Below are 22,387 nucleotides of genomic sequence, written 5' to 3' on the forward strand. Positions count from 1 at the left end.
CGCTAAGTAGCTCACGCAGTCCAATTTTGCAATTACGTCTCAGTCTGAACCCGCTCGCCACAAAAAATAGGACGCGGCATCAAGGTACGGGTGTGACACCGGTTACCGTGTACCTTTTCTCACCCATTTCAGCGAAACGACCAAAGAATGGTAACCATAGAGATTACTGTCGGCACCGGAAGCCACCGCGCCCGGTGCGTTATCTCCAAAGCTGAAGGTATTTAGATCATTGAGAGTGACCTCTCCGCCGGCATCTGCAAATGCGGCAGAGGCCGCCGTGCCGTAAATTGTGAAGTCGGTGCGGGTGAGCGTGATCGTTCCGCCACCGGCGGCGTAAGCGCCATGCGAGTTTTCCTCGACCGTGGACACGGAACTATCAATCAGCGTGATGCTGCTGTTGGCTCCAACTGCGCTGACGCCATAGGTCGTGACCGTGGTATAGCTTCCTTCAATCACCCCGCCATCCACGGCGTAGAGGCCATGACCGCCCGTGCCGTTGGTGATTACCTCAGAAACATCATCCGGCGAGGTCCCGATCAAGGTGGCGGTCCCGTTACCGCTCACCTGCATGCCGTGACCGGTGCCAGTAGCTGTTAGCAAAACAGAGGTGCCACTATAGCTGCCGGTGCCCGAAACGTCGACCACCGGCGCAGCATTAGCGCTTTCTCGTATGGTGAGAGCCGGATCCGAACAACTACCGGAAGAAATACTAATAGGTCCGGGTGACGAGGGAGCACATTGCGCCAAAGCTTGCCCCGAAGACGGCAACGCCGTCATCGCTACGGCCAAAGTCGCAGGATGGAAGAAAATGGAGCTCATTAGTGCTCTCCTCCTCGCGTCAAGTCTTGGAATGGCAACTGATATGCTCACACGGTCAGCACGCAATCGATGGCCCCCCAATCACGAAAACCTTAGATACGAGGTAAGTCGAGAATCAATAAAATATAGTAATATAGTGTACTTAAGTGTTTGCAAGTCTGCTAGCTGTTTGGTCCCAGCACGTGATGGTGTAGAACTGTCACCGACACAGCGGAGGGAGCTATGGGCCAAATTCTCCACGGCAGCGCCAAGACCACGCACGCCATTCGAGCAGAACTATAGCGATCGAAAGCTTCGGTCGCGCAGCTCGCCGCGCGGTTCGGGATCAACGAGAATACGGTCCTGAAGTGGCGCAAGAGGCGTTCCGTCGAAGATATGCCATCAGTCGCACAACGACTGAAAGAGCGTGGCAAACCCCACAAGCTCGTCATTGTTGCCGTCGCAAGAAGGCTCGTGACATTCGTAAACGCGATCCGCAAAAACGGCGCCTTATGGAGCCATCAAAGCCCAACTTAGACACAGTTGCTAACACCCCATCAAACGCAATCAATCAATGTTAGGGTGGCGGTCTGCTAACTTTTCACGCTGAACAGCTAGCTGCTGGATCTTTGCCTCCAGCATGGCGATTTCAGCATCGATATCCTCAATACGGCCTTCAATAATGTCGTAGGATTCCTGTAGCAGGACTTTTGCCTCCGCTGGGTTAGAAGCATTCGGTGTGTCACCCCGTAACGGCCGATTGGCGGTCTCGGGCAAGAATAGGCTGGTAAAGATGCCAATTGCTGCCGCACCCATCAGATAGTATGCTGGCATCAGCAAGTCTTCTGTGCTTGCGACCAGCCATGCTGCCAGCGTCGGTGTGAGACCCGCCACTATAATGGCTATATTGAACGAGCTCGCCAGGGCGCTATATCGAATGCGGGCTGGGAATAGAGCTGGGAGGGTTGCTGCCATCACACCGATCATACAGTTCAGCGCAATTGCCAGGAATAACAACCCCAGGAAGATTTGAGCCGACTGGCCACTGGCGATCATCAGAAATGAGGGAATGGCGACCATAAACAAGGCGATACTGCCAATCAAAATGAAGGGTCGTCTACCAATGCGGTCGCTAGTGAGGCCGATGATTGGCTGAATGAACAGCATACCTATCATCACCGCGATGATAATCATCACGCCATGGTCTTCCGAATAGCCCAGGTTGCTGGACAGGTACGTCGGCAAATATGTCAGAAGCATGTAATAGGTGGTGTTCGTCACCAGAACAATACCGATACATACCAGCAAGGATTTACGATATTTGGTGAATATCTCCGCAAATGGCACGGTTGGCCGGTCTTGTAGTGCCGATTTGTCTTCCTGCTCTAAGCGTTCCAATTGCTGCGTAAACGCCGGAGTTTCTTCAGCCGCATGACGCAAATAAAGGCCTATGAGCCCAAGCGGAGCAGCAACCAGAAAAGGTATGCGCCAACCCCAACTCAAAAAAGCAACTTCCGACAAGAAGGTCTGCAAAAGAACCACGAAACCCGCACCGAGTACGAACCCTGCAATGGAACCGAAATCGAGCCAGCTGCCGAGCACACCGCGCTGGCGGTCAGGGGCGTACTCCGCCACAAAAATCGCCGCGCCTGTATACTCCCCGCCTACGGAAAATCCCTGTGCCAGTTTGCACAATAATAGCAGGATAGGCGCAAGGATACCTATACTGTTGTAACCGGGGATCAATCCAATACAAAATGTGCTCGCTGCCATGATGATTATAGTGAGCGACAATACTTTCTGACGGCCAAAGCGATCGCCCATGACACCGAAAAACAGCCCGCCGAGTGGCCGTATAAGAAAGGGCACCGAGAAAGTCGCTAGCGCTGCGATGGTTTGAATTGCCGGAGAAACTTCAGGAAAGAAGACTTTACCCAGCGCGAACGCCACAAAACCATAAACGCCGAAGTCGAACCACTCCATGGTGTTGCCTAAAGCGGCCGCAGTGACAGCTTTCTTTAACTTCGATTGATCGACGATTGTGATGTCGTCAAGTGTCAATGGGGAATGTTGATTTGTCACTAATAGGTCTCACCGCCGAGAGAAATCCGATAGTGTCAGTATCTTACAAAATTTCTCAATATCAAGAATAAGACTGGAGTAGATTGGACATGCATTTACTACGATCGAGAGTACGCTCGGCCGAGCGCACCAGGCTTCATAACTAGCAACTGTGTGTAAGTTTGGCTTTGATGGCTCCATGAGGCGCCGCTTTTGAGGATCGCGTTTGCGATTGTTCCGAGCCTTCTTGCGACAGTGACGATAATGAGCTTGTGGGTTGCCACCAGGCAACGACCTGCAGCCGGAGCATGGTAGGGGCCTTGTTAGGGGTCGCTGACCTGGCGTTCATCATGTACTCATAGTTCAGCCAGATACCACGAGGTTCCGTCATTTTGACTGGCAATCAGATTAGCGATGCATGATAGATAGACTTACGCGCCGTTTTCGTCACTTTGATGAGTGTTTGCCAACATCGGTTTCCCAACACGTCGAATTTCTTCCTCATCGAACCTTCTTTCAATGAATGGCTCTGAAACTGTTTAGCGCCCCTATCACTTAGCATAGGATGTTTTCTCCGTTTAGAAGATAGTTCCCCATAGCCAATAGTGCGAAAATTATCTCTCTATTTTGTTTCTCACAACAAAATCGATAGGAGGACTGAAACGTGGTCTTGTCGCAGCCGCTCGCGGCTCGCCATAACAAACGAAGTAGCATACCAATCTTGGCATTGGTAATGGCCTTCCTGCTATTCGGGCTTGCTGCGTGTAGCTCCAAGCTAGAGGGAAGCGCTGCGAGTTTGTCGTTTTCTCGAACTGACTGCAAACGCGTGACAGTTTATGTTTCTACTGTCAGGGCCCCAGCAGATGATTCCGGGACAACGTTTACGAGTGGCTACTCACCACACCTGAGATTTGTAAAGCATGTAATATCAATCCCACCTACTCACAAAGCTAACTTGGTTGAGTGGCCCAGTACGCCACCAAATCCGGCCAAGGAATTTGTTACACTGACATCCCGGAGCCTCACTGCAGACGAGTTTTATTCGGCTATATTTTCTGCCAATCGTATCCCTTCTGTCCGACTATTTGTACATGGATACAATAACACTTATCAGGAATCGGTCTATCGGCTCGCGCAACTTGCAGCAGATTCCCACGATGGCCAGACCGCAGTGTTATTTGCCTGGCCGTCCCAGGGTAACGCGCTAAGCTACAGCACGGACAGGCGCGCTGCGCTAGCTTCAACCGCCGGTCTTGCCGAGACAATTGAGATCCTTGTCCAGGGAGGAAAGATGAAGGTCGGCCTCCTTGCACATAGCATGGGAGCGTGGCTTGCGATGGAAACCCTATCCGGATTGAGCCGAACCTCTCGACGTCAGGTGGCTAGGCGTTTGGACAATATAGTATTAGCCGCCCCAGATATCGATACTAATGATATGATCCGTCAACTAAATACGATCGGGCGACTTGCGCACCCACTGAATCTGCTGGTATCTGGTGACGATGAAGCGCTGGCGGTGTCCCGGATTATTACCGGTGGTCAACGAGTAGGGGCGGACGACGTTTATAATCCATGGGTCAAGACGGCCGCTATACAATATGGGGCGCGGGTTATCGATATTTCGGAACTCAGCGCTTCTGACAGTTTTCGGCATTCTCGGTTCACCGCGATGGTGTCACTCTATTCGAAGTTTCACAGTCAAATAGACGATCAATCTGCCGCGAAATATGCTGGACCGGGTACTTATGTTTTTCATGCTGCGACCGCTCAGTTGGAGCCCACTGATCAATGAGTACATGTAGCGTGAGCGCTACGAACAGCCCACCTTTCCTTTTGTGATCGAGGCCGCGAGATAAGCTCCTTTACCGATAGGAGCGGAACGGGATGGTTGGAGATCGCGGTGATGCCATGCTTGAAGTCATGGATGAAGACATGCATGAAGCCAGGCATGAGGGAAAATATCGTCGGATCGAGGTGATTACCGGTCGGCGCCAGCGGCGGAATTGGACTGACGAGGAGAAGGCGCGCATCCTTGCGGAAAGCGCGGAACCTGATGTGAACATCTCGGCCGTTGCTCGGCACTGGGGCGTCAATCGCGGCTTGCTGAATGTTTGGCGTCGGGATGCCGGGCTGACCTCTTGCCGCTCGGCCAAGATCTCAACGCAGCAGGCGATGTTCGTGCCTGTAACGGTGGTCGGCGATCAAGCGGCCCACCAGGGCTCTCCATCGGATGCCGCGCACTCCGCCGCAGGTCGAATTGAAATCGAGATTGCTGGCGCGCGCGTGACCGTGATCGGTACGGTGGCGCCCGAGTTGGCGCAAGCGATCGTAGCGGCGTTGCGGGGTCGCCGGTGATCGGACTTTCGCCGAATGGCATGAAGATCATGGTTGCGACGCAGCCTATCGACTTCCGACGTGGTATGAACGGCTTGGTGGCTTCGGCGCTTGCTGCTGATCCGTATTGCGGCGACGTGTTTGTGTTCCGCGCCAAGCGTCTTGATCGACTTCGCTGCATTTATTGGGACGGATCCGGCATGATCCTGGCGACGAAGTGGCTTGAGGCGGGCAAGTTTGTTTGGCCGCCGATCCGCGATGGCGCGATGCAGATGACACGCGAAGAGTTCTCTCTTTTGGCTGCCGGTATTGACTGGACAAGGGTGAAGCAGAACTCGGTAAAACGCCCCTTGAAAGCAGGGTGAACGTATTGGTTTTGCTTGAAGATTTGTGCCTATATGGTAGGATCTCTCATGCTGCTTCGACCCGATCCCTTACCGCAGGACGCCGTTCAATTGATACGGATCATTCTCTCGCTTGACGAAGAGAATGCCGACCTTAAGGCGCGCGTGGCCTTCCTTGAAGGCCAGTTCTTTGGGACGAAATCGGAGAAGATGACGACCATAGATCCGACGCAGGCAACCCTTGACCTTGGCGATCTGAGCGACATTCCCGTTGCTGCCAATGACGATGTCGCGCCGGTCGATGAATACAAAACGCAGGCACGGCGATCGCCAGCTCGCAATATCGGCCACTTACCCAAGCACCTTCCGCGTTATGACGAGCTCATCGAGCCGGAGAGCAAGATTTGCCCCTGCTGTTCGTTCGAACTTCATTGCATCGGCACGGACGTCAGCGAGGCGCTCGACATCGTGCCTGCCGTTGTTCGGGTGAAACGGACGATCCGGCCACGCTATGCATGCCGGGCCTGCGAGAACGGTGTTGTGCAAGCACCCGCGCCGGCGCGCGTGATGGATGGCGGCATGGTGACGACGGCATTCGCGGCCCATGTCGCCGTTTCGAAGTTTGCATGGCATCTGCCGCTTCACCGTCAAGCCCAGATGCTTGCCTCCTGCGGCGTGATCATCGATCGCGGCACGCTCGGCGCCTGGGTCGAGCGGGTCGCTTGGTGGCTTGAGCTTCTCTACGATGCGCTCACCGCGTTCATCCGCTCGCAGCCGAGGGTGTTCTGTGATGAGACGCCACTTCCGCGGCTCGATCCGGGGCGCAAACGAACCAAGATCTGCCAGTTATGGGCGCAAGCGATCGACGATCGCCCATGGAATGGTCCGGCGCCGCCGGCGGTAGTCTATACTTTTGCCGAAAGCCGCAGCGCTCGCGAGGTCGAGGGGCAACTGTTGTCGTTTGCTGGCGTGCTTCAGGTGGATGGGTATCAAGCCTACAAAACCCTGGTCAAGCGTCGGGGAAAGAGCAACATCGCGCCAGTGCGACTGGCCTTCTGTCTTGCCCATGCCCGGCGCAAGTTTGTCGATGTCGTCAAGCTGACCGGCTCTTCAGAGGCTTTGTCGATCCTCGCCAGGATCGCCGAAATCTATCGCATCGAAGCAGGCCTGCGCGGGGAAAATGCTGATACCCGGCTTATCGTCAGGCGCCGCGAGACGGTGTCCATCATGGGGGAGCTGAAGGCCAAGCTTACCGAGCTGAAAGACGAGGTCTCGTCGAAATCGGCGCTTGGCAAGGCAGTCTCCTACACACTCAACCATTGGGGTGGGCTGACAGCGTTCCTCGATGATGGCCGGGTCGAGGTAGACTCCAATGTCGTCGAGCGTTCGATGAAATCCGTGGCACTGACGAGAAAGAACTCGTTATTCGTGGGCAACGAGCGGGGTGGAAAGACCTTCGCGGTCATCGCATCCCTCGTCAACACCTGTAAACTGAACGACGTGGATCCTGAGGTTTGGCTTGCCGATGTGCTGGAGCGGATCATCTCCGGCAAAGTGAAAGCCAACGAGATGGAACGTCTCCTGCCCTGGACCTGGAAGGCCGAGCGTGAAGCGATGGCACAGCAGGAGAGACGGGCGGCATGACACAGAACAATCAGCAGACGACGGAACGACCAAAGCTCGATGACGAGGCGTTTGAAGCCTTTATCAGGGGACGTCGTCCGATATCGCCTATCTGGTCCATGAGCGGTCTCGATGGCTACCTCACTGCCCTCATCATTGGCCCGAAGTTCATCGACCCACGCAAATGGATCCCGAAACTGACCGGTCCAGATGCCCTGAACCTACCGATAGAAACGACCGAGCATCAAGCCGTGCAGACGATTGTCGCAGAGTATAACCGCATCTCGGCAAGCCTTTCCGAAACACCGAAAGACCACCGGCCCAGGTTCACCAGGATCGATGGTCAGACCTTTGATATCTTCGATTGGGATATCTCCTTTCTGTTAGGAACAGAGTACGCGCCCAAGCTTTGGCGGCCCGTCCTGCGAGGCCATGCCGTCACTGGCGATATCATCGCGCCCATCCGCAAGCTCGGCGAGGCGAAACGCAAAGCGACCTGCCAAGATGCTGCTGATGTCGCCGAAGCACTCGTCAACATCCGAACCTACTTTATGCCGAAGCGGGCAAAGCAGAAATACTGACCGAGCGCCAGAAACCTATTCCGTCAATCACAAAAGCCGTGGGCCATTCGTAGCGCTCACCATGTAGCGTCCACCATCGGTGTGAAGTTCGTTAGCTACTGTACATCACAATTTACGTTGACATTCGAGCGTTACTTTGCTGTCAAACTGAGCGAAAACTCGAATCCAATTTAGATTAGTATCACAAGCCAGTTGGCAAATTTATAATGAACTTCGCTCCTTTTGGCTGGTTGGGTTCTGCCGATAATCGTCCACCATGCCCTTCGACTATGGAGCGACAAATGGCAAGTCCCATGCCCATTCCGTTAATCTTCGCGGATACAAATGGTTCAAAGATGTTTTCGAATTCGGTGAGACCAATACCAAGATCGCTGATTTCGATGCGAATTCCTGCGTTCGTCGGACCCACGTTTATGCTGAGGATTCTCTCATCTTGAGAACTTTCCATGGCCTCTATCCCGTTGCGCATTAAATTCACTAGCACTTGGAGTATTTGTGTTCGATCTAACACTAACTGTGGTAAGTTAGGCCGTTCTTCGACGAATATATCGATTCGGTGTTGTAATGCATTTCCAGTCAACAGGGATCGCGCTTCAGATATTATGTTTCCAATATCTGTAAGAATGCGCTCATCTGCTGAGTGTTTAAATAATGCTTTGATTCGATTAACTACATCGCTGGCGGTGTTAGCATCCCGTGTGAGGCGTTCAGCCGTTTGTTTTGCCCGCTCTAGATTCACCGGTGTTGCTGACAACCAACGATGACATGCATATGAATTTGCCACGACGGCAGCGAGTGGCTGATTAACCTCATGCGCAATTGAAGCCGATAGCTCGGCCAGACTTGCCGTTTGGCTAGCGCGAAAAAGCCTCTCCTGAGCCAAGCGCAGTGCTTCCTGAGCCCGCACTTCGCTATCGATGTCAATGCATATAACGTTCCATTGTACTATTTCACTCGCAGTATTATGCATTGGCACTGCGCGAGTTTCGACCCAACGGTATTCGCCGTCGAAGCGCCGCAAACGGTGCTTATGAGCGTAGGGTTCTCCTGATGAAAGGCATTGCGAATATCTCTTCTTAACTACTTCTACGTCGTCAGGATGAACACTTGTATCAAGCGTGCCCGCCAGCCGTGATTTTCCTGAACTATCCAACTCTTCGAGCTCATATCCAAGAAATTCACGAAATTGTTGGCTCCGGTAAACTGGCTCACCATTCGGCGCAGCACAGTCAACCATTGCTGGCAACGTCTCAACCAAGCGCGAAAGGAAACGTTCTTTTTCACGCAACACATTTTGAGAAACTTCTTGGTCATGAATGTCAATGTTGGCACCATACCAACGGATTATATTGCCCTCCTCGTCGCGAAGCGGGTTAGCATAACCTTGGGTCCATCGATATTCACCATCCCAGCGGCGATTTCGAAACTTGTGTTCGAATTTTTCTCCGGTTTTGACTGAATCGGTTATCTTGTCCAAGTAAAGCAATCTGTCGTTAGGGTGTACGCTGCTTTTCAACGACTCTGCGAGTCCTGGCTCGTCATCGCTTTTTCTCGGGTGAAGCCCCATATAGTCCTTCATCGTCTTGTTGATATATGCGGGGTGGCCTTCCGCCGAAATAGACCAGAGTTGGACCGGTACCGTATCAACTAGTTGTTCAAGTTCCCTCTCACGATTGCGCAGTGCCAACTCTGCATGCTTACGTTCAGTTAAATCAAGGATATAGGCGACACCTTGTCTGCGCTGACCTTCGAAACAAGCGGCACCTATTAGTACGGGTACTCGACCCCTGTCCTTCCTGAAAAACTCTTTCTCCCTTGGTTGCATTAGACCTGTATTGGCAAGTTCCTGAGCTTCTTCAAGTGCGTGTGCGTCTTGCCACTCCGGCGGAGTTAAATCTAGCCAGCTAAGTCCTCTTTCCAATTCGTCACGACTATACTGGACCATGTTAAGAAAAGCGTCGTTCGCATCCAAAAGTTGTCCATTTAGATCCCACATGACAATTCCGATAATGTTAGAATCGACCAGCCGACGAAGCTGACTCTCGCTGCGTCTTAGCGCTTCTTCCATCATCACTTGATCATGTATGTCATGACATAAACCGTACCATTGGATTATACGTCCGCCCCGATCACGCATGGGCTCGGCCCGACTAGACATCCAATGAAAAGCCCCATCCGCACGGCGTAAGCGATAACGCATCGCGAATACATCGCCATTAGCGATACACCGGCGAAGCGTCGAACTGAATTCCTTGGCGTCATCTTCGTGTATACAGTCAATAAGCACGTCCAATTTTGAGCGGCCGGGGCTTTCTAGGTCATCAGCGCTGAAACCAATGAAATCGACCATACGCTTATTGAAAAAACTAGGTTCGCCTTCATCCGTTAAACGCCACAAATGACTAGGAACCATATCTACTAATAATGAAAGTTCTTCTTCACGCGACCAAAGTGCCCCGTTATCCACGGCGTCATTTTCTAAAGAGGTCTGATCTGCCATCACCAATCTCCTGCCAATCTGTTAGATGCAGAAAACTTCCTTTGGCTATCATACCATATTTGAAATCAATCTGCCTTGTCCTCATCAAGTGCAGCGCAAGCGTCTAGGAATAACAAAGGCCCATCACGAATACTATGGCTCGTGATGGGCAAATAATCTTAAATAGTAACTTGCCGAATCGTCATTTATCGACTGATAAATCGCAGTAAATCGTCATTTATATTGTCGGCGTGGGTGGTTGCCATGCCGTGCGGAAAGCCTTTGTAGATTTTAAGTTCAGCGTTCCTAAGCAGCTTCGCGGAGAGCAACGCCGAATTGGCATACGGAACCACTTGGTCGTCATCACCATGTAGCACCAGCGTGGGAACGGCTACGGCCTTCAGATCCTCGGTAAAATCTGTTTCCGAAAACGCCTTGATGCCTAGGTAATGCGCATTTGCGGCCCCCGTCATACCTTGCCGCCACCAGTTCTGGATCAAGGCTTCGGAGGGCACGGCGTTCTGTCGATTGAAGCCATAGAATGGTCCGCTCGCGACATCCCGATAAAACTGTGATCGATTTGCCGCCAAGGCGGTTCGGAATCCATCAAACACTTCAATGGGTAATCCATCCGGATTCGATGACGTTTTTACCATAATCGGTGGGACGGCACCGATCAGTACCAGTTTGGCGACGCGTCCGTCGCCATATTTGGCTGTATAGCGGGTTGCTTCTCCACCGCCGGTGGAGTGTCCTACATGGATAGCGTTTTGAAGATCAAGATGCGTGATGACCGCTGCGACGTCGGCCGCATAGTGGTCCATGTCATGCCCATCACTGACTTGGCTCGAACGACCATGACCTCTGCGATCATGCGCTATTACACGATATCCCTTCGCCAGGAAGAAGAGCATCTGGTTGTCCCAATCATCTCCGCTCAAGGGCCATCCGTGGTGGAAGACAATCGGTTGGGCGTCCTTTGGGCCCCAGTCCTTGTAAAAAATCGCCACGCCGTCTTTTGTGACGACATATCCATGTCGGTCACTGAACTCCGTTCCGGACGATTTCTCAGCTGAATTTGCGGAAGCTGGACCAAATGTGGCGCCGGCAGCTGCAAGACCAAGGGTACCGGACATGACTGCACGGCGGGTGGCCGTGACTGATAGCTGTTCCATATTATACTCCTATAGGCAGTCGAGACTGCATTTTCTGAATTTCATGAGCTGATCGGCTCACATGGGAACGCTAACAAAGTTGCCAGACGAAATGACCTATCCCCGGGCTCAGTTCCGCTTCATCTTTGGGAGCAGTGTATCTGTCGCTTTGTTGAATGCGCAAAACCGCTTCTGCCCTAGCGACGAGCGGAGGTATCCGATATGAAGTTGTGCCCAAGCAGGCGGCGAAAGCTGAAGGACGAAGATTTCACCGGCCTTCGATCTAGTGATCAAATTGCTGCAAACATCGAACCCGCCGAGAGCGAGGCTTCATCGCATGTGCAGCATGGTACATGCTGACCGGTTACGAACATAGCTCAGGGAATAGAGATGTATCTACCATCGCATTGAACAATCGAAGCCTTGGATGAATAGCGTCATGAGACAATGCAGTTCATGCTCTTCTGACGGCCTCAACAAAGGACAGTGAAGAATAACCCTGAAGGAAAGATCATGACCAATCATGTACCAAACAGAGGACTCGAATGGGCGAGTCTGACACTGGGTCTGGCCCTGGCTTATTGTATGTTCCCGTATATTGATCGACCGTTGGTTGCGTGGAATGCAGGCTTTGTGGGTACGATCATTATTTGTTGTTCGATTACGGCAATCTGCCATTATCGTAGCTGGACCGAATGGGTCAATTTTGTACTTGGCTGCTGGACAGTGATTTCACCTTATGCACTCGGTTTCGAGGCACTGCCCTCGGCTACTTTGGTTCATATAGCGCTCGGTATCTGCATCGCTGCAAATGCTGCTATTCAATTGATTTGCGAGCCTGGAACAAAGACCTCGGAGCAGCCACAAAACGAACCCTTTTGAAGAAAGGAAACCGGAAGGCAGCCAGGAGCTTGGTTCAGTTCCAACATGACCGGATCGGGAAATATTGTTGGATGTACCGTGCCCTGCGTGTGGTCTTGCTGTAACATTCTTACCGCGATCGCACGCCATTGAGAAACAGAGTTACGGCGGAGGCCACCGTGGCCCGTGCCTCGCTTTCGGTAGGGGGAGTGCGCAATCCCAGCACAACCTGTAAATGAAGATTATCCCGGATCATTCCGACGAAATGCCCGGCAATAAGCAAAGGATCGTCTATCTGAATTTCTTTGCGATCGGCTGCAGCCTGGAGAACTTTGGCGAGATGAGCCGTGGTACGGCCCGGGCCCTTCTCATAAAACACGCGCGCAAGATCGGGAAATCGCCCGGCTTCAGTGATGATGATGCGATAAATGCCTAGGACCGAAGGGCTCATGTAAACCTCCAGTAGGTGGTTACCAAAAGTCGTCAGCGTATCGGGCAACTCACTTTGGGTAGTGTAGTCTAGAGAGAGTGCAGAGATCGCGCGATCCGCATTATCGGCAACCAGAGCCAGGAACAATCCCTCCTTGCTGCCAAACTCACTATAGATCGTTCGCTTCGAGCCACCGGTACGCTCTATGATCGCATCAATGCTGGTGGTTGCGTAGCCCTGCTCGAAGAAAAGCTCAGCTGCAGCACGAAGAATAGTTTTCCGTCGAAGTTTTGTCCGTTCGCTTTTCGTGTCGGTCACTTTATCGGCCTTCTTCAATAACTTCCGCTTGACCGGTAACCTACATTACCATAACCGTCAACGGTAACGACAATTACCAATTGGTGCACAAGATGATGACCTGGAAGAAGAAGAAAATCGTTGGTCTGGTGTTTTGTCTCAGCGCGATTGCAACCGCTGCAGGAGGTTGGGCGTGGGCGCGCTCGAGCGAGCGGACGACAACGGACAATGCCTATGTTCGCGGTAATACGACAGCAATCGCATCGAAGGTAACCGGATATGTCACCGTGGTTGATGTAGCCGACAACCAGACTGTACGAGCAAATGATGTTCTGTTCAGAATTGATGACAGGGATTTCCGCGCACGTCTGGCGCAGGCTGAAGCAAATGTGCAAGCAGCACAGGCACATATCGACAATGTGGAGGCGGAGATCCAGCTTCAGCATATTCTGGTCAAGCAGGCGACGGCACAGAAACGGGCAGCAGAGGCAGATCTTGCTCTCGCGGTCAAAGCGTCTCAGCGACAGCGTGAACTTGTTCGCACAAATTCGGTCAGCAGAGCTCAGGTCGATGAAAGTGACGCTGCGAGGTCAAAAGCAGAGGCTGGCTTATTAGGCGCAGAGGCCGCGCTGGAGGCACAAGAAACACGTATCAAGGTTCTCACCACACAAAAGGAAGCTGCCCTGGCTGCTGTGCTTCAAGCCAGGGCTGCGCGTGACCTGGCCCGAATTGATCTCGACAATACAGTCGTCCGTGCTCCCTTTGACGGTGTTATTGGTAACCGTCAGGTTCGCGTCGGACGCCTGGTATCCCCCGGAGCTTCCTTGATCGATCTGGTGCCAATCAAGGACGTTTGGATTGTCGCAAATTTCAAGGAGACACAGATTGAGAATATTCAACCCGGTCAGTCCGCCCAGGTAACGGTCGACGCCTATCCCGGCATAATTATCGAGGGAAAAGTTGACAGTTTTGCACCGGGTAGCGGATCGGCCTTCAGTCTCCTGCCCGCTGACAATGCTACTGGCAATTTCGTCCGTGTCGTGCAACGTGTTCCAGTCAAGATCAAACTTGTTCAGAACCCAATTCCCGGCCGCCTGCTTCCCGGACTTTCTGCCCGGGTTCAGATCATTCTGGGGAGCGAGAGCTGATGATCTCTCCCCCAAGCGTCTCAAGCCAAACCAGGCAGAATACAGGATGCCTCCTCCTCGCTGGCATTGTGATTGCCACTTTGACTGAGGCGATTGCGGGTACCGCTTTGACGCTTGGCAAAGGTGATATAATTGGTGACGTTTACGCTACTCCCGACGAATTCGCCTGGCTCGACATCGGATATACGACACTGAAGATGATCGCGTTCCTTACGGCATCCTGGATTGCGACGACCGTTAATTTGCGGATTATCGTTGTTGGGGCAACTATGATGATAACATTGGCAAGTGCGGTCACTGCCTTGACGACCCGACTGGATTTGCTGATTGTTCTGCGCGCATTTCAGGGGTTTTCGGGAGGTCTCCTACTGGTAATCGGGCAAACTGTTATCTTTCGAGACTTTTCGCCTTCTCGCCAACCTGTTCTACAAGCCTTGTTTGCAACAGGGGCTGTGGTTGCACCGGCGACCATCGTACCGGCACTGCAAGGATGGCTATTGGACAGCTATTCCTGGACGTGGATTTTTCTTTCAGTAGTTCCTATCGGATTGCTGGCAGCGGGGCTTGTTCTCATATCAGAAGAAACCATCGACACCTATATTCCCTATAGGCGCTTTGACTGGAGTGGCCTTCTGCTGGCATCAATCACGCTTTTCTGTCTTGTCTATGTGCTCAGCCAGGGCGACCGCTGGAACTGGTTCGATGAACGTCGCATCCGATGGCTGACCGGAATAGGTGTAGTGACGCTTTGCCTGTTTGTTGGTCAACAAGCGAGCCGGCCTAAGGATGAGGGACTGCTCGAGCTCAGTGTTTTCAGGTCCGTCGATTTTACGTTCGCATTCATAGTAAGTTTTGTAGCTGGTGCGGCATTGTTTGGAAGCACTTATTTGATTCCGAGTTTTGCAATCTCGGTCCTGGCTTTCACGCCAACGGATACCGGTGTTCTGTTGCTCGCTAGTAGCCTTCTTTTTGTATTTTCGCTTTTCTTGTCTGCCTTCGTATTCCAGGGCCTGGGCGTCTCTCCAATTGCCACCGTACCCTTCGGGATCGTGATGATCATGATCGCTATGTGGCTCCTGTCAGGTTCCGCAGGCGACAGCGGAATGGACGACATGATGAACGCCGTTCTCCTGCGGGGCTTGAGCCTTGGCTTTCTATTTCTGTCTATTACCTTGATCGCATTCAGTATGGTGAGTGCGCGCAGCCTTCCTGCCGCAATCGGCATCTTCAATACTGGCCGCCAGTTTGGCGGTCTTCTGGGAATAGCTTGTCTTCAGTCTCTTATGACGCGGAATATCGCAAGCAATGTATCTGTGCTCGCCAGCCATATCACATCTGGATATTCTGCTGTAGGCGATCGGTTAGGAACAAGTGCGGCAGTTCTCGAGGCCCGCGGGATGACTACGGCTGCTGCAAACCAGGCGTCCAAGGCGTTTTTGAGCAAGGCTGTCGCGTACCAGTCTACGGTAATCGCTTTCGATGCGGCATTTTTCACGATTGCATTGCTTTTCGTTTTTGCGGCGCCGACACTGATCGTTACCAAGATTATCTTGACGCGAATGGCGAGCACCAAAAAGGGCCCGCAGTCAGCTTGTGAGGATTATCAAGACAAGGACATATCCAACGCTAGCCCTGTCCAAGGTCACAAGAGCAGCCACAAGCGCTGACAACTAGTGCGAGGGCTGTTTAAGCGCTTAATGAGCAAGCACGACAACTAGGTTCAAACCCTCCGCTTCGAGCCCTTCGTCGCTTCACATGAGTAACTGTCGGGATTATCGCTGCCGCGCGATGGGTGCAGTACATTGGTGAAATTACTTTTGCTCTGGGCCAAAGCAAATCTCGCACCTGGAGCACTAAGTCCTTGCATCGCGCGGGATCGCCGAACGAATTCGATACTGGTCACCCATCTTCGTCTTGATGGCTTTAAGGGAATTTATTGAATAACTCGTGCCGCGCTATTCTACACGCTTATGGAAATATTCTCCAGAGGATCGGTTGCGACTTAGCTCCTATACCTTGGTGTGGCGAGTATTAGACATAGAGTGTGTGATCGAGACACTTCCGATCAATAGCCATTAGTCGCCGTTCTCGTGCATCATTGCCATGCAAGCGATGAGCACTCGATCGCTTTTCTGAGGAAGATCGCATTCAGCGATCCTACGGCAAATTGCCATTGCAAGTGATCCAGGAACTAGTGAGATCGTGAATCTGTTCCAACATACAACGGCAAATAAGAGTGCACCTTTTCCAACAAAGCCTGTCAAACGGGTGAAAAACGGAGACGCCTGATGAAACACGAAACAAACCTGAGCAAATCAGGACCTGATGAACTGGTGCCTTCCCGCTATGCATTGCGTATCGGTGAGATTGATGTTCTGGTCATCAGCGATGGTGTGTTGCCTCTTCCAACTGAAATGTTAGGGCACAACATTGACCCGGACGTACGAGCAGAATGGTTTGACGATATGTATCTGCCACCGGATTCGTTCGATTGGTCGCTGAACGTGGTCGTAGTGCGTAGTGGTAATCAGACGATCCTCGTCGACGCTGGATTGGGTCTCGATCCTGACCTCAACTTGCCGCGCGCGGGACAGTTGGTCAAGCGACTGGCCGGTGCTGGTATTGATCTTGCTTCGGTCACTGACGTGGTCCTCACCCATATGCATATGGATCATATCGGTGGTCTTCTTGTCGAGGGCGTGAAGGAAAGATTGCGTCCTGATCTACGGATTCATGTGGCGGCCGCAGAAGTTGAGTTCTGGGAATCGCCGGATTTTACCCACGCTCACATGCCCGACGGCTTTCCTGATGCACTCAGGGCAACTGCCAAACGATTTGTCGAGCAGTATCGGGATCAACTGTGCCTGTTTGATGAACAATGTGAAGTGGCAGCCGGTGTGGTCGCCTATCGCACTGGCGGGCATACCCCAGGACACTGTGTGGTTCGTCTTGCATCGGGTGAAGATCGACTGACCTTTGCTGGTGACGCCATCTTTGCTGTCGGATTTGATCATCCAGACTGGTACAATGGTTTTGAACATGACCCCGAGGAGGCAGCCCGTGTTCGTGTACGTCTTTTAACCGAACTCGCCGAAACCGGTGAACAACTGGTGGCGACCCATCTACCGTTTCCATCTGTGGGCCGCGTCGCGGTCGATGGTGACGCTTATCGTTGGGTCCCGGTCTTCTGGGATTACTGATTGCTTTCATATTCAGGATTTTCCGGGTGCACTCTCGAGAGTGTGCCCGGTGTTTTTATCGTGCCAGATACCAGCACATCTCGTGAAAGAACATCTTCCTGGACACAACCAGCGACCTATCCAATATATATGGATAGGATTTGCTCTCTGCTCAGCCGTTCAAGAGCCCTGTTTGTCAAAGAACGGATGGTTTCCATTCATTCCATTACAAATAACGACCGCCAGGCTTTCGACGAAGTCTCTGCTCCTCAGCTCCCGAGGAGGATCAAGATTTGATCTCTGGCTGATATGCTGTCTGCTTACCCCTTCGAACGGCAATAGGACTTTTGTGATCTGAAGATTACGTTGGTTGTCGGTCAAGCTGGGCAGGGCGAAAAATGCCTGCCAGATGCGTTGAGAGATATATTAATTAGACAGAACATCAGATCGCTGGCGGCAACATTTGTTCATTTTTAATACCGACGCCGATGGGCTTTCAGCCTTGATGCAACGGAATGCGGATCGCTGCGTGGGGAGGGACGCAGCGATCCGCCAATTGAGCGACAAACGTGGGAGGATATACGTTCCAGGCCCGACAGATAGTGTCAGGTAGTCGCTCAGTCTGACGGCTGGGTGACGTGAACCGCGCGAGCGGCGATTTGCAGGCGGTTCCACAGATTGATCGCGCCAACCATCACCGTCAGATTGACAACTTCGTAATCCTTCAATTGCGTTTTGATCAGTTCTTGATCACCTCGTAGTTCTTCTAATTTTTCACCATTGGTGAGTGCTTCGGTCAATGCGAGGGCTGCACGCTCCTTGACGCTATAGAGAATTGATTTTCGCCAAGCGCTGATCATGAATAAACGCATCTCTGCTTCACCATTCGCGCGGGCTTCCACCACACTTGTTTTCATGCAGGATGCGCAGCCACTCATCTGTGAGACCCGCAACCGCACCAATCCGCTCAACGGATGCTGCCACACACTCGCATTGATCATTCTTTCAACCACCAGCAGACCTTTAATCGCTTCTAGCCTGGTAGTGTATGAGGGAATAGGCGTCATTGTATTTGCCTCCCTTTCTGGTTGAAGATGACCTACTATGTTCAAAACTGGCATTCAGTTCCATTGTGCCGGGTAGCTGGAACAGCAATACTTTGGTGCAATCCCATGTGTACTGACGGTGGGTGTAACCTTTCTAAAAGCCCAGATATTAATACTGATCTTGTTAGGTAGAAACGACTGCGTTTTAACGGATTTAGCGTATCAATTGAAACTGTGTCCAAAACGCAGTTCGGCATAATCGCACCGTGCATATGATCGAGACTACGAAGTTAATAAATATAGGGTTCCCGACCACCCAGCTTTCCTGATGCGATCATCAAACAGGGATAACTGCGACTGAATGATTTTGCGGCTCACCTCGTCCGGTTCTACAGCTTCAATCAGAAATCTGGTCATTTCCATTTCCAGGGGCAACTCCGGTGGCGCTCGGCATTACTTGTTGTCGAAGCTGGAAGGGACGTGAATGTGTCAAACGAAATTGGTTTGGATCTACCAGTAATGATGCTATTTCTAACAGCGCATCAGTTGCAGTAGGTCCGATCGTTCTTCAAGAAATGGCGGCGCTAGGTGCTTAGCCCTTATTGATAAAAATTAGGATCGGCAATGCCGATCCTCAGTCTAACCATATTCTGTTGTTTTATCATTGGCCCCACAGCAACCGACCTGGTTCCTGGGTGGAGCTGATTGGTTTGTATACGGTCTTGGGAGCATCTGGGCCGTGGCCAGCACGTACCTGCTTTACAGATGACGTTGGACGGCTATCGGTTCTCGTTGATGGATACTGCCAATCCGATCCGATATGGTCACTTTGGGCAAGGACACTTCCACTCGAAAGAAGAAGTGCTGCAGCGGTTAGAATTATCGCTTTCATTGTGGTTCTCCAATGTTTCCGTTGTGCGATCTGCACAATTCGACGGTAGGAGCTTATTAATCACTTGACGATCATCTGATCGAAAGGGTTGATCTATCATGATGCATAGTAACCAATCGGCGATTGAATAGCCGAGACAGTTCGTTACGGCATTAATCCCTATGGTGAATGGTATTATCAAGGCTCGAAGCCGTACCGGATCTCTTGGAGTGGCCACAATTAATCGGATGATCATCGCAACGATGTGCTGAACCTAGACCTTGGTACAATCGGACAGATCCTACTGTTCGATAGGAGATGCTGGGAAGATGGAACATAGTTGACAACAACTTGTAAGAAGAAGTTGTTGGAGAAAGAGATGAAGAAGCTGACCAAAATCCTGGCCTTTGCGGTAATGTTTTTTTCTGGAACTATTGCACAGCCAGTGTTTGCCCAATCCAAACCCACCATTGTTCTTGTTCATGGCGCCTTTGCAGATTCCTCGAGCTGGAACGAAGTTATCTCTCGGCTCAAGCGCGACGGTTATAAAGCGATAGCTGCCGCAAATCCGCTTCGGGGCGTCATGGCAGATGCGGCAACTGTCTCCGCAGTTATTCGATCAATATCGGGGCCGGTTGTCCTGGTCGGACATTCCTATGGTGGTCCCGTTATCACAGAAGCCGCTAACGGTAATCCCAACGTGGCTGCGCTCGTCTATGTTTCTGCGTTCGCACCAGATCGAGGTGAAACGAGCCTTGGCCTTTCAAACAAGTTTCCCGGCAGTACATTAGCGGATGCAATTTTTTCAGTAGAGCAGGGGCGGGGTGAACGTGATCTCTTCATTCGGTTGGACCGTTTCCATGATCAGTTTGCAGCGGATCTATCCGAAGATCGGTCTGTTTTGATGGCGACCACCCAACGTCCGGTCGCACAAGCGGCACTGGAGGAGAAATCTGGTTTCCCCTCGTGGAAGAGGTTGCCGTCCTATTCGATCTATGGAACGCAGGATCGAAACATACCGCCGGCCGCAATGGAATTTATGGCTAAACGTGCGGGCACAGTAAAAACTGTTGTCGTAGATGGAGCTTCCCACGCGGTGATGATTTCGCATCCGGAAGAAGTCGCTGCGCTGATAGAGGAAGCAGCTTCCGTACACTAGGCGCTCGGGCAACTACCGCCGTAAACAAATCTCCTGACAACGAACAATGACACTGGGGCACGTTTGGCAAGCGGGGCCGGTTTGCGTGTCACTCCATTTCTTGCAGACATGACAGGAACCCACCATGATCAAGACGTTTATCCGCATTTCGTTGGCAACCACTATTCCGATTTCGACGGGGTTTGCCCATGAAAAACCCAGTGAAACATCCACAGTAACAGTCATTTACGACCAGGTGCTTCCGAATGTGCCGGGAAAGAGCATGAAGGGCGTGCTCGTGGAATATGAACCGGGCGGTACTTCGCCTGCTCATACCCATCCTGCTTCTGCCTTCATTTACGCGACGGTTCTGGAAGGAGCTGTCCGCAGCCAGGTCAATGATGGTCCGGTTATTACCTATCACGCAGGTCAGAGTTTCTCGGAATTTCCGGGTGATCGACACAATGTTAGTGAAAACGTTAGTCCGACCAAGCGTGCCCGCCTTTTGGCGATCTTCATCGTTGACACTGATGAAACGAACCTCACCACCAATGACTAGCGAATCTGACCTTAAGAGGAGGAAGAATATGTATATCCCGGCAAAATCTTTCATGACTTCATCCAGGCAGCAGATGAAGGAGAGCGAGCAGTCCTCCCGTCCCGGGGAAACTCGCTCCCGGTTTCATTCGTCCTGCAGGGAAGATGGTGGCATTGAAACGGCTCAAGAACGAACGGGTTGCCCACGCGGACTTAATCCAAGCTGCCCGTTCGCCTTGACTTGCAAGTCGGAAGGCCAAGTTTGCACTACCAAGACAAAGCGCTCCTTTGTATTTTGACCTCTTGCATTTTGATGCGTCAGGTTCTGGTTTCGGTCGCCAGTTGCCAAACCGAATTGAAGAGGGCGAAGAAGCACTTTCCCCCTTGGGGGCTATGTCAAAAGGCAATGTTGCCCCGAGATGGTACCAAGCCTTGTTATCGAAGATCTTGCTTGGTGTTCCAGGCGCTGCCTTAGTAGAAGTATCCGGTCAGCCTCACGCTTTCGGCCCACAATGCCTCTGCGGTATTGGGATCGATTGCAAAAGGTCGAACGCCAAAACGCTCTTGTCTTTCTACCGGTGCGATATCGCAATTTTCGCAATAAACCCCGCCAATACCCGCCAACTCGGGCGCGGTAGCGCACCAGATCGTCGTGGCAGCGCCTTGCTGTTGTGTCTTCATATCGCGATCCGGATCTATGACTGGTTGTCCGTTATTATCGATTGCGCCGAAGGAGTCGATTTCCTCCCGACTGAGGTGACGCGCTAGTGGACCGAGTATCGAGCCGGGATGTACCGAAAATGCCCTCACACCATGATTGATACCACGTGCATCAACTGCAACGGCGAAGAGCGCATTGGCTGTCTTGGCTTGACCGTAGGCGAGCCATTTGTCGTAGGGGCGTTGCACGAAATCAAGATCTTCGAGCGCAAGTCCGCCCAACTGATGTCCCCGTGAGGACAGTACGATGACGCGCGCATTTTTGGCCGCGCAAAGAGCAGGCCACAAGGCCGCGGTCAGGCGAAAGTGACCAAGATGATTAGTCGCAAACTGGCCTTCATGGCCTTCTGCATCGCGAAATAGAGGAGTGGCCATCACTCCCGCGCTGAGGATCAGAATGTCCAGGGAGCCATGCTCAATGACAAACTTATCCGCAAAGCTGCGAACAGAGGCGGGATCAAGGAGATCCATCGTGAATAGTTCAACATTTGGAATATTGCATTGCATCTTGCCGGCGGTGCCAATGTCGCGCACCGGAACGATCACGCGGGCCCCTCTCCATGCCAGAATACGCACCGTTTCAAGGCCGAGATTTGACGCGCCGCCTGTCACAACGGCAGTCTTTCCTGTGAGGTCGATATCGCGAATAACCTCTTGGGCAGTAGTACATGGGCCGAATGGGGTGCCGAGCGGCGTTTGACCGTGCTGCATGTTCTTCTCCTGATTGTGCCTTGAAAAGGTAGAAATCGATCACAGGAAAATCTATAGTCAAATGGCTTGTTTAAT

17 protein-coding genes and 2 pseudogenes are annotated in these 22,387 nt (G+C 52.1%); 12 read left to right on the forward strand and 7 right to left on the reverse strand.

All coding sequences use genetic code 11. The features are described 5' to 3' along the window. Positions 1-102: 102 nt before the first annotated feature. The gene (locus tag F9K94_RS07220) at positions 103-819 is read right to left on the reverse strand and encodes a hypothetical protein (protein WP_151644527.1); all 717 of its coding nucleotides are present in this window, start codon (positions 817-819) and stop codon (positions 103-105) included. A gap of 222 nt (positions 820-1,041) precedes the next feature. On the opposite strand from F9K94_RS07220, the pseudogene F9K94_RS07225 reads away from it, so the two are divergent. Further along, a pseudogene (locus tag F9K94_RS07225) lies at positions 1,042-1,200 on the forward strand (helix-turn-helix domain-containing protein); the annotation flags it as partial. Positions 1,201-1,365: 165 nt separating this feature from the next. Here the strand turns inward: F9K94_RS07225 and proP are convergent. Continuing rightward, positions 1,366-2,880 carry a glycine betaine/L-proline transporter ProP gene (gene proP, locus F9K94_RS07235; protein WP_151644529.1) on the reverse strand — a complete coding sequence of 505 codons (1,515 nt, stop codon included), beginning with the start codon at positions 2,878-2,880 and terminating at the stop codon, positions 1,366-1,368. A gap of 712 nt (positions 2,881-3,592) precedes the next feature. Here proP and F9K94_RS07240 point away from each other — a divergent pair. The 5 genes from F9K94_RS07240 (at position 3,593) to F9K94_RS07260 (ending at position 7,741) form a co-directional block, all read left to right on the forward strand. Then, a complete protein-coding gene (locus tag F9K94_RS07240) occupies positions 3,593-4,651 on the forward strand; it encodes an alpha/beta hydrolase (protein ID WP_080641669.1) in 1,059 nt (352 codons plus the stop codon). Positions 4,652-4,743: 92 nt separating this feature from the next. Beyond that, entirely contained in the window at positions 4,744-5,214 is a 471-nt protein-coding gene (gene tnpA / locus F9K94_RS07245; protein ID WP_151644534.1) for an IS66-like element accessory protein TnpA, read from the forward strand. Further along, the gene (gene tnpB / locus F9K94_RS07250; RefSeq protein WP_151644536.1) at positions 5,211-5,558 is read left to right on the forward strand and encodes an IS66 family insertion sequence element accessory protein TnpB; all 348 of its coding nucleotides are present in this window, start codon (positions 5,211-5,213) and stop codon (positions 5,556-5,558) included. Before tnpA ends, tnpB begins: the two co-directional genes overlap by 4 nt. A gap of 48 nt (positions 5,559-5,606) precedes the next feature. Then, positions 5,607-7,181: an IS66 family transposase gene (tnpC, locus tag F9K94_RS07255; protein WP_151644538.1), complete on the forward strand. Its 1,575-nt coding sequence runs from the start codon at positions 5,607-5,609 to the stop codon at positions 7,179-7,181. Beyond that, positions 7,178-7,741, forward strand: coding sequence for a UPF0149 family protein (locus tag F9K94_RS07260; protein WP_151644541.1), 564 nt, complete (start codon positions 7,178-7,180; stop codon positions 7,739-7,741). Before tnpC ends, F9K94_RS07260 begins: the two co-directional genes overlap by 4 nt. A gap of 181 nt (positions 7,742-7,922) precedes the next feature. On the opposite strand, the pseudogene F9K94_RS07265 reads toward F9K94_RS07260, so the two are convergent. Together F9K94_RS07265 and F9K94_RS07270 are read right to left on the reverse strand one after the other, a co-directional pair. Further along, a pseudogene (locus tag F9K94_RS07265) lies at positions 7,923-10,193 on the reverse strand (PAS domain-containing sensor histidine kinase); the annotation flags it as partial. A 233-nt stretch (positions 10,194-10,426) separates the two neighbouring features. Continuing rightward, positions 10,427-11,395: an alpha/beta fold hydrolase gene (locus F9K94_RS07270; protein ID WP_010660382.1), complete on the reverse strand. Its 969-nt coding sequence runs from the start codon at positions 11,393-11,395 to the stop codon at positions 10,427-10,429. Positions 11,396-11,887: 492 nt separating this feature from the next. On the opposite strand from F9K94_RS07270, the gene F9K94_RS07275 reads away from it, so the two are divergent. Further along, positions 11,888-12,256: an SPW repeat protein gene (locus F9K94_RS07275; RefSeq protein ID WP_151644545.1), complete on the forward strand. Its 369-nt coding sequence runs from the start codon at positions 11,888-11,890 to the stop codon at positions 12,254-12,256. A gap of 109 nt (positions 12,257-12,365) precedes the next feature. Here F9K94_RS07275 and F9K94_RS07280 read toward each other — a convergent pair whose 3' ends face one another. Beyond that, positions 12,366-13,001, reverse strand: coding sequence for a TetR/AcrR family transcriptional regulator (locus F9K94_RS07280; protein WP_151644547.1), 636 nt, complete (start codon positions 12,999-13,001; stop codon positions 12,366-12,368). 77 nt (positions 13,002-13,078) lie between these two features. On the opposite strand from F9K94_RS07280, the gene F9K94_RS07285 reads away from it, so the two are divergent. From F9K94_RS07285 to F9K94_RS07295, 3 genes are all read left to right on the forward strand, one after another. After that, the gene (locus F9K94_RS07285; protein ID WP_010660379.1) at positions 13,079-14,110 is read left to right on the forward strand and encodes an HlyD family secretion protein; all 1,032 of its coding nucleotides are present in this window, start codon (positions 13,079-13,081) and stop codon (positions 14,108-14,110) included. Beyond that, positions 14,110-15,777: a DHA2 family efflux MFS transporter permease subunit gene (locus F9K94_RS07290; protein ID WP_122241760.1), complete on the forward strand. Its 1,668-nt coding sequence runs from the start codon at positions 14,110-14,112 to the stop codon at positions 15,775-15,777. Before F9K94_RS07285 ends, F9K94_RS07290 begins: the two co-directional genes overlap by 1 nt. A gap of 621 nt (positions 15,778-16,398) precedes the next feature. Further along, positions 16,399-17,310 carry an MBL fold metallo-hydrolase gene (locus F9K94_RS07295; RefSeq protein WP_010660377.1) on the forward strand — a complete coding sequence of 304 codons (912 nt, stop codon included), beginning with the start codon at positions 16,399-16,401 and terminating at the stop codon, positions 17,308-17,310. A 596-nt stretch (positions 17,311-17,906) separates the two neighbouring features. Here F9K94_RS07295 and F9K94_RS07300 read toward each other — a convergent pair. Continuing rightward, positions 17,907-18,356: a carboxymuconolactone decarboxylase family protein gene (locus F9K94_RS07300; protein ID WP_151644549.1), complete on the reverse strand. Its 450-nt coding sequence runs from the start codon at positions 18,354-18,356 to the stop codon at positions 17,907-17,909. Positions 18,357-19,585: 1,229 nt separating this feature from the next. Here F9K94_RS07300 and F9K94_RS07310 point away from each other — a divergent pair. Next, positions 19,586-20,365, forward strand: coding sequence for an alpha/beta fold hydrolase (locus F9K94_RS07310; protein WP_151644551.1), 780 nt, complete (start codon positions 19,586-19,588; stop codon positions 20,363-20,365). Positions 20,366-20,489: 124 nt separating this feature from the next. Continuing rightward, positions 20,490-20,903 (forward strand): cupin domain-containing protein, encoded by a 414-nt coding sequence (locus F9K94_RS07315; protein WP_151644553.1) that lies wholly within the window; start codon positions 20,490-20,492, stop codon positions 20,901-20,903. A 449-nt stretch (positions 20,904-21,352) separates the two neighbouring features. Here F9K94_RS07315 and F9K94_RS07320 read toward each other — a convergent pair whose 3' ends face one another. Beyond that, on the reverse strand, positions 21,353-22,312 hold the full coding sequence (locus tag F9K94_RS07320; protein ID WP_151644555.1) for an SDR family NAD(P)-dependent oxidoreductase: 960 nt from the start codon (positions 22,310-22,312) through the stop codon (positions 21,353-21,355). Between the last annotated feature and the right edge of the window lie 75 nt (positions 22,313-22,387).

The organism is Brucella tritici (genome assembly GCF_008932285.1).
GTDB classification, from domain to species: Bacteria; Pseudomonadota; Alphaproteobacteria; order Rhizobiales; family Rhizobiaceae; genus Brucella; species Brucella tritici.